The 729-nt window shown below is 36.2% G+C and carries 1 protein-coding gene; it reads right to left on the bottom strand.

Going from position 1 to position 729, the window contains the following annotated elements:
* Positions 1 to 37 precede the first annotated feature (37 nt).
* Positions 38 to 729 (bottom strand): IS21-like element helper ATPase IstB (istB, locus tag SAY88_RS24605; protein WP_332635067.1); only part of this gene is annotated, 692 nt, incomplete at its 5' end.

Here is a 729-nt window from a genome sequence, read left to right as displayed (position 1 = left end):
TTGTGACCGTCAAGTAATTTGACACAGTTTTTGCTTATTAATTTGAAACACTTTCTTGTCCAAAGATGTTTTTACGATGTTTCATCCGATAACTGTCACCAGTTAGGTGTATTATTTCTACACGGTGTACAATCCTGTCTAGAATTGCAGTTGTAATTGCCGGATCCCCTAACAGTTCTCCCCATTCTTTTGGAGCTTTGTTTGAGGTTAACACGATAGATGACCGATCATGTAAGTCGTTTATTAAATGAAAGAATAGGTTTGCTTCTTGCTGATCCATTGCCATAAACATTAAATCATCAATAATGACCAAATCTGCTTCTCTTATTCGTTTTAATCTTGCTTTTGATTTACGAGTAATCTCTTCTGTTTTTAATGCGTGCACAAGGTCACCCATAGAAGTAAAGATGACTTTGTAACCTTCATATATTGCTTTAATACCTAGGCCTATGGCCAGGTGTGTTTTCCCCACACCTGGAGGACCCAATAACACTAAATTGTACAGTTGGTCAATCCATGTCAGATCAGCCAACTGATTCAATTGCTTCTTACTTAATGATTGTTGTTCTTTAATATCGAACTCTTCGAGTGTCTTAAAGTCCGGGAAGGTTGCCCACTTTAATCTCTTTTCCACCTGTTTTTCTTCACGACGTTTTTGTTCATGCTTCATAATATCTAGAAGAAACTGTGTGTATGAATGATCATTTTTTTCAGCTTCTTTAATTAATT

Source organism: Halalkalibacter flavus (assembly GCF_036663575.1).
Classification (GTDB): Bacteria; Bacillota; Bacilli; order Bacillales; family Bacillaceae_D; genus Halalkalibacter; species Halalkalibacter flavus.
The sequence above is the reverse complement of the archived record's forward strand: the minus strand, read 5'-3'. Positions and strand labels throughout refer to the sequence as shown.